We start from the raw sequence: 7,750 nt of genomic DNA, 5'->3' as shown, positions 1-7,750 counted from the left end.
TTTGGAAAAAATAAATTCTAAATTTTTAGATAATTTAAAGGTGGTAGATACTATATGAGTACATTAAAGAAAATTACTAATAATATTTCGAAGGTTATTATAGGAAAAGACGAATCGATAGAACTAGCAGCCATTGCTCTAATAGCAAGGGGACATATTTTATTAGAAGATGTACCTGGGACAGGAAAAACAACATTAGCGAAAAGTTTGGCTAAAAGTGTGGACGCTAAATTTCAAAGAATACAATTTACAGCGGATACTTTGCCTGGAGATGTTATTGGCCTTGAATATTTTGATGTGAAGGAATCGGATTTTAAAACGAGGTTAGGTCCTATTTTTGCAAATATCGTATTAGTGGATGAAATTAATCGAGCTGTACCGAGAACACAATCTTCGTTACTTGAGGTTATGGAAGAGCGTACTGTTACAATTGCGAAACAGACACATTCATTACCAGAACCTTTTTTAGTTATAGCAACGCAAAATCCACTCGAATCAGCGGGCACATTTCCTTTACCAGATGCTCAGTTAGACCGGTTTTTACTCACAATACGCCAAGGTTATCCTACGAGAGAAGCTGAAAAGGAAATGATGAATCGGTTTCAAATGAATGATCCGTTAGAAACGTTACATTCTATTATTTCAAGTGAAGAAATTATTACGATGCAAAAGCGTGCAAGAGAAGTGTTAGTAGGGAATGATGTGCAAGATTATCTCCTTGAAATTATTAAAGCAACTCGTAACCATGAGTTAATTGAAATTGGTGTAAGCCCCCGGGGAATGTTGGCATTTATGAGAGCAATTCAAGCACGGGCAATATTAAATGAAAGAGATTACTGTACGCCAGATGATATTAAGAAGCTCGCTGCATCAGTTTGTGCTCATCGTTTAACGTTAACGATTGAGGGAGAGATGAAAACGACGAAAGAACAAATTATGAAAGAAATTCTTCATACGATTAGTGTGCCAGTGGAGAATGTACGATGAATCAACAGCTTGTGTATACACCTTTAGCGGAGCCTTTCGTAATGGGAGTTATGTCAGTTGTAGCCGTTATTTTAAGTGTATTTTCAAGTAATCTACTGTTTTTATCTCTCGTATTTTTATATGTAATTTTAATAGGTGCTATGCATGTATATATACGTAAAGTATCTCGTGTTGAATGGGAATACAGTCAAGGGAGTTCGAATGTTTTTATAGGTGAAACGAATATGTGCAAAATGAAAATTTCAAACAAGTCGATATTTCCTATTCTTAATATCGTATTTCGATTTAAATGTGAAAATAAGCTAACTTGGAATCATGATGAAATAAACAAAAATCATAGTACAGGTTCAAATTATTATATGAATTTTAATTTAAAAGGAAGGGAGTCAGTTTCATTTGATTTGCAAGCTGTAGCGTTAAAAAGAGGCATCGCGAAATGGGAAGAAGTTGAAATTGTTATTACTGATCTCTTTGGATTTATAACGAACCATATAACATATAAACAAGTTGATACGCCCTCTTATTTAGTCTTACCAGCTGTTCCGAAAATACAAGTTCCTGAATTACAAGAATGGTCACGAGGATTTCGAAAAGCGATGTCTTCACCCTTATATGATGAAACGAAAGTAATGGGAGTAAAGTCTTATGAAAATGAAGATTTTCGTTCCATCCACTGGAGTGCAACAGCGAAAACAGGGACGATAACTGCGAAAAAGTATGAGCGAACACAATGTGATAAATACGCGATTTATCTCAACTTGCAAAATAAAAGTGGTGTTTCTTTGCGAAATGATATAGAGGAACTAATTGAATTAACAGCAGGTATATGCAAACAACTTCTTATGCAAAACTGTTCGTTTGAAGTATGGATCAATAGTGTAAAAGATAACGGTTTGCTACATATAAAAAATGGGGATAATCGGAAACATTTGCAAAATGTATTAAAGGTACTTGCCTCGATATCAGACCAAGATACGCCTATATCTTCTTCTTACTTTTACACAGCAGGCTTTCGTCGAAAGGAACTGGATGCGGTTCCTTTAATTATTGGTACTTCACCAAAGAAATTCAGTAGAACGAATAAATGGATTGTAATGAAAGAATAAGAAGGGGCTTATGTCATGGTGAATAAGAAGCGGCATATGAAAGTGAAGTTATGGAGTGTAAGAACTTTAATCATACTTTTCTTTGCGATTAGTGCGATAACGTTATCACAAGGTGTTGTGTATGTACAAGACATAGTAAAAGAGCGTTTTTTCAGTAAGACTAAGACAATATCGGAAAGAAATTATGATTTTACTAGTATAGGTGAAAATTTCGATGATTCCAAAATAGATGAAGATGAATATGAAGAAGTAGAAGATACAGGTATAAGAACGAAAACGGGTAAAAAATTTCAACCTTTCGAAAGAGAAAGTCTATGGAGTGACGTGCTTTCTGTTCTTTCAAATATATGGATTACTATAGCTTTTTATGTGATAATTGCAATATCAATTATATATGCCATCTACAAGTATATTAGGAAAAAATTGACGAAAACAGAAATAGTACAGGAGAAAGAATTGGTTACAAAGCACACTGCGGTAAGAAGCATAAAGAATGAAAAAGTCATTCATCAGTTAGAACAGCTGTTACCGACAGATAAGATAAGAAAAACGTTAGTTGAATGGGAAAGAACATTACCATTTCATGAACAGAGAAGGTCCTATGAAACGATGCAACAATGGTTAAAAAGAATTTGTAGAACAAGGGATATTATCTCGTTATATGAGTCTGTTCGTTATGGTGAAAAGACGTATACGGATTTAGATGTGGAAGAAATAATGAAGTGGGTAGAGGGAGATGGGAAGGTGGATACATAAATATTTACCTTTTCTTTTTTATATGGAAATTTGATTAACATGAATTATTTTCTTATATGAAACCGTATTCAAATAGGTAAACAAAATTAACTTTATTTACTTATACTTCATTACATGTTAACTTATACTTAATTTTTATAAATCATAATTAATTTTTGATTTTTTAAGGGTGTGAAAATGTAATGAAATCGGTATTAAAAAGCATACTTATTTCCTTTGTTTTTTCAGCAGTAGGTATGTGTTGGTTACTGTACGTATTATTCAAAGGGGACGGAGACTGGTTATTGTCTTGGATAGGTGTATTAATGGCATATTTATCTTTATATACTTTAATAGATTTATATTGTAAAAATACATACGATAAAAAAATAAATAAATGGCTTATAAAAACAGCGGTGACTAGTTTTAGTTTTTCTGTATTAGGAATCTCATTTTGTATCATACATGAGCTATTAACACCATGGAGTCTTAGTTTAATGGTGTGGTATTGGTTGCTAATGTTAGTATTATTTTTAACAACTATAATATCATTAATCAGTTTAGTATTTGTTAATCGTAAAAATCACAATTTCACCGTTGGATATAGAATGCTCATACTTCTAAATGTATTTCTTACACTAGGACCAGTATTATGGCCGCTATTACTTTCTATTATTGGAAATGGTATGAATGCTAGTGCGGGCTGGTAAAAAGGAATATAAATTAGTTGTGTAAAGAATAGGATGAAAAGTTGATATAGAATTTTAAATGTTTAAGAGAACATGTTTACATAAAAAATGAAAACATGTTCTCTTTTTATTTGCATGCATAACTCTTCCTCAGTTTACCGTATTTAAATTTAAACGTAAGTATTTCGTAAGGAATGGATAAGAAAAAAGAGAGATTTATCATATAGGATGAAAGTATAGCTTGAATCAATCCGATATTAATGGAGGAGAGAAAGCCTTATGAAAAAATGTAATTCAATTAAGTTAGCAAGTTTTGCAGTTTTATTAGCGGGTACTGCTCTATTTACACCTGGTTTTACTGTGACTGCAGAGTCAACTCAAAATATTTCTAGTTCGTCACAAGTACATGATCAAAAGAATCGTAATGGCTGGAAACAAGTAATGCAGGAAACAGTACAGCTTGGTGCTGTAGGAATATTAGCTAAGGCGTCTAATAACGGAAAAACTAGTAGTTTTACTGCTGGCGTGGCGGACTTAAGTACAAAGAAACCGGTGAATTCGGATTATCGCTTTCGGATTGGTAGTGTGACGAAGTCGTTTACTGCCACGACTATTCTTCAATTAGTGGGAGAAAATCGCTTACAACTTGACGATCCAATTGAAAAGTGGCTACCGGGTCTCGTGCAAGAAAATGGGTATGATGGTAATCAAATTACGATACGACAACTTTTGAATCATACGAGTGGTATCGCTGAATACTTAAAGTCAAAAGACGCGGACATAATGAATTCGAAAAAAACGTATACAGCAGAAGAAATAGTGAAAATAGGTCTTTCGCTGCCTCCAGATTTTTCGCCGGGAAAAGACTGGTTGTATTCAAACACAGGATACGTAATACTAGGAATGCTTATTGAAAAAATAACCGGAAATAGTTATGCGGAAGAAATCGAAAAGCGAATTATTGAACCTTTGGACCTATCAAATACGTTTTTACCAGGAAATTCACCCGTCATCCCAGGAAAGAATCATGCTCGTGGATATGTGAAAATGGAAGGAACAGGCGAGTTGAAAGATATTACTTATTATAATCCGAGTTTAGCTAATGCAGCTGGAGATATGATTTCTAATGCGGATGATTTAAATAAGTTCTTTTCATCTTTACTCGGTGGTAAGTTACTGAAGGAGCGCGAGCTAAAAGAAATGCTTACTACAATTCCTATAGAAGGAAAAGGGGTTGGTGACGCATACGGTCTTGGAATCTATGAGACTAAACTTCCAAACGGTGTTTCAGTTTGGGGGCATGGAGGAGGAATTCCTGGATTTACAACTTTTGCTGGGGGAGTAATTGGAGGCAAACATACATTGGCTATCAGTCTCAACTCTATAGGTGGGGTCGATATTGTTCCGCAGTTTAATAAAATGATGCAAATTGAATTTAATAAATAGATGAAAAGAAAGTGAATGGAATTTTGTTATAGTTATATTTAAAAGAGGTGCTTTTTTAAGTTCGCAACTATGGACAGTAGTTGCATTTATGATATGGCATCAAGTGTATTTCAAAGTGAAAATCAATCTTAATGCTTACGATAAAAATAAAAAGGATGTCAGTTACATGACATTCTTTTTATTTTGGATAAAAAAGGTATGTAGTTCTGAAAATTGTTATTTTTAAAATTATTAAATATAATGAAGGATATAGGGGCGCCAATTGGGGAGTTATGAATGGAAAATACTTTAGTTAGTTAAGTATTTCTCGTTTTAATCAAAATAATTATGAGTTGATTTGGAGTTGAATACAATGGGGGAAAATCATTATAAATGGAGTAATAAACAATTACGAGAGCATGTTGAAGTAATAGATGGTAAAAGAAGTCCGCACATTTTATGTAAGAACGCAACTTATTTAAATTCCTATATGCGCGAGTGGATGCAAGCAAATATTTGGATCTATGATGACCGGATTGTTTATGTAGGGGAAAAGCTGCCAGCGCAACTGCATGAATGTGAAGTCATTGATTGTGATGGAAAGTATGTAGTTCCAAGTTACATAGAACCTCATGCACATCCATATCAATTATATAATCCTGAAACTTTAGCGAATCATGCGATGCAGTTTGGGACAACAACTTTTATTAATGATAATTTAACTTTATTTTTCACATTAAAGCGTGAAGAAGCATTTCGTTTATTAGATGAATTCAATAAGATTCCAGCAAGTATGTATTGGTGGTGTCGTTTTGATGGACAAACTGAATTGCAAAACGGGGAAACTTTATTTAATCGTGAAGAAATAATAGAATGGCTTAAGCATAAAGCAGTTCTTCAAGGCGGCGAACTAACAGCGTGGCCAAAACTATTACATGGCGATGATGAAATGTTAACTTGGATGCAGGAAACGAAGCGATTGCAGAAGAAAGTAGAAGGACATTTTCCAGGTGCATCTGAAACGACTTTAGCGAAGTTAAAACTGTTAGGTACAGATTGTGATCATGAAGCGATGACAGGGCAGGAAGCTTTCACTCGTCTTATGCAAGGTTACACTGTTTCCCTAAGAAATTCTTCAATCCGCCCAGATTTAGAAGTTTTACTGAAAGAATTGTTGGAACTAGGCGTAAAGCAGTTTGATAGATTCTTTTTTACAACAGACGGCTCACATCCTTCGTTTTATGAGAATGGAATGACAAACGTTATGATTTCTACCGCGATAAAACAAGGAGTGCCAGTAATAGATGCATACGATATGGCAAGTTATAATATTGCTCGTTATTATAATATGGAACATGTACATGGTTCGATTGCGACAGGTAGAATTGCTAATATCAATATTTTAGAAAGTAAAGAAAACCCAGTACCAATTAGTGTCCTTGCAAAGGGGAAATGGGTGAAGCGTGACGGTGTAAATACACATGAGGCATTACATATAGACTGGAGTAAACATAAAGTAACTCCATTATCATTAGATTGGTCAATAGAAAAAGAGGATATGATTTTCTCTAATAAAACGGGGATACACTTATTAAATAACGTTATTACAAAACCATACACTAGTGAAATCAATATAGACTGTGATGAATTGTCCACAGATCATGATGAATGTTTCCTTATGATGATTGCTCGTGATGGCAGTTGGCAAGTGAATATAGCTGTGAAAGGTTTTGCAAAAGAACTAGGTGGGCTTGCTAGCTCTTATTCTGGTACAGGTGACATCATTCTTATCGGAAAAAGAAAAGAAGATATGCTTACAGCTTTTCGTAGAGTAAAAGAGCTCGGTGGTGGAATGGTCATAGTAGAAAACAATGAAGTGTTACACGAAATAGCATTACCATTGCTCGGGATTATGTCTAATTTAAAAATGAGAGAATTAATACAGGAAGAGAAACAGATGGTGAAATTACTACAAGAGCGTGGCTACGCGTATGATGATCCAGCATTTACAATTTTATTCTTTTCTGCGACGCACTTGCCTTTTATACGAGTAACACCTATAGGATTATATGATGTGAAAAGTAGTAAGGTAGTTGCCCCGCCCGTGAATTTGATAAAGCAATATTAAAAGGAAAGATCCTATAAAAATTTTATTTTATAGGATCTTTCTTATTATTAGCATAAGAATATTGTAAGCCTCAAATGATATAGTATCTAAATCATTTGAGGTGATATGTAAATATGAAAAAAATATTTTACATTTTAAGCGTATTTATTCTGTGTGTATCGATACAACACGTTGTACATTCCCAATCAGACGCACCAGAGTTATCTTCGGATTGTCTCGAAGAAAGAAAAGTTAGAGATGAAAAGTATGTGAAGAATATAATACAGGACATTAAATCCACATTTAATTTAAATATTGATGAACATAGTTTTTGGGAAGTAAGTAAAAGAGATCTGGAGGCTGCTCATTTGATGTATGGTGGAAAGGAAAATGATTCTTATTATACTTCGCTAACTAAAATTTATGATAGTGGTGGATTTAGCGAACAGCCCAGCCTATTTGTGAGGGCGCAAGAAGCATTTTTACTTTATAAAGAAAAAGATAATATCAATGTAATGAAACGCCTAAAACTAGACGTTGAAAAAGGGGAATGGCTCGTTATAAAAACGAAAAAGAAGAAAGGGAAAAAAGTGAAATTTAAGCCGTTGCAATGTGAAAAAGATTATATGAAAAAGAGAAATGAATAACAAAATACTTATTCATGCTGTTTTTATTCAACGATATTTTGCTGTTGATTTGAA

The 7,750-nt window shown here is 33.9% G+C and carries 7 protein-coding genes; all 7 read left to right on the top strand.

Going from position 1 to position 7,750, the window contains the following annotated elements; translation table 11 throughout:
- Positions 1 to 54: 54 nt before the first annotated feature.
- The 7 genes from ACQGSG_RS24125 to ACQGSG_RS24095 all read left to right on the top strand — a co-directional run bounded on the left by ACQGSG_RS24125 (position 55) and on the right by ACQGSG_RS24095 (position 7,696).
- Positions 55 to 987, top strand: a complete 933-nt coding sequence (locus ACQGSG_RS24125) for an AAA family ATPase (protein ID WP_214632033.1) — start codon at positions 55 to 57, stop codon at positions 985 to 987.
- On the top strand, positions 984 to 2,093 hold the full coding sequence (locus ACQGSG_RS24120) for a DUF58 domain-containing protein (RefSeq protein ID WP_214632032.1): 1,110 nt from the start codon (positions 984 to 986) through the stop codon (positions 2,091 to 2,093). The genes ACQGSG_RS24125 and ACQGSG_RS24120 overlap by 4 nt, the downstream gene beginning before the upstream one ends.
- A 15-nt stretch (positions 2,094 to 2,108) precedes the next feature.
- Positions 2,109 to 2,849, top strand: coding sequence for a hypothetical protein (locus ACQGSG_RS24115; RefSeq protein ID WP_000247508.1), 741 nt, complete (start codon positions 2,109 to 2,111; stop codon positions 2,847 to 2,849).
- A 182-nt stretch (positions 2,850 to 3,031) separates the two neighbouring features.
- Complete coding sequence (locus tag ACQGSG_RS24110; RefSeq protein ID WP_000843833.1) at positions 3,032 to 3,538, top strand: DUF3902 family protein; 507 nt, start codon at positions 3,032 to 3,034, stop codon at positions 3,536 to 3,538.
- Positions 3,539 to 3,796: 258 nt separating this feature from the next.
- A complete protein-coding gene (locus ACQGSG_RS24105; protein WP_325843138.1) occupies positions 3,797 to 4,963 on the top strand; it encodes a serine hydrolase domain-containing protein in 1,167 nt (388 codons plus the stop codon).
- 352 nt (positions 4,964 to 5,315) lie between these two features.
- The gene (locus tag ACQGSG_RS24100; RefSeq protein ID WP_214632029.1) at positions 5,316 to 7,070 is read left to right on the top strand and encodes an adenine deaminase; all 1,755 of its coding nucleotides are present in this window, start codon (positions 5,316 to 5,318) and stop codon (positions 7,068 to 7,070) included.
- 113 nt (positions 7,071 to 7,183) lie between these two features.
- The gene (locus tag ACQGSG_RS24095) at positions 7,184 to 7,696 is read left to right on the top strand and encodes a hypothetical protein (RefSeq protein ID WP_000719378.1); all 513 of its coding nucleotides are present in this window, start codon (positions 7,184 to 7,186) and stop codon (positions 7,694 to 7,696) included.
- The last annotated feature ends 54 nt before the right edge of the window (positions 7,697 to 7,750 follow it).

The sequence above is a fragment of the Bacillus sp. GMa5/1 genome (genome assembly GCF_050172015.1).
GTDB classification, from domain to species: domain Bacteria; phylum Bacillota; class Bacilli; order Bacillales; family Bacillaceae_G; genus Bacillus_A; species Bacillus_A cereus.
This window is presented reverse-complemented; position numbering and strand designations above follow the sequence as displayed.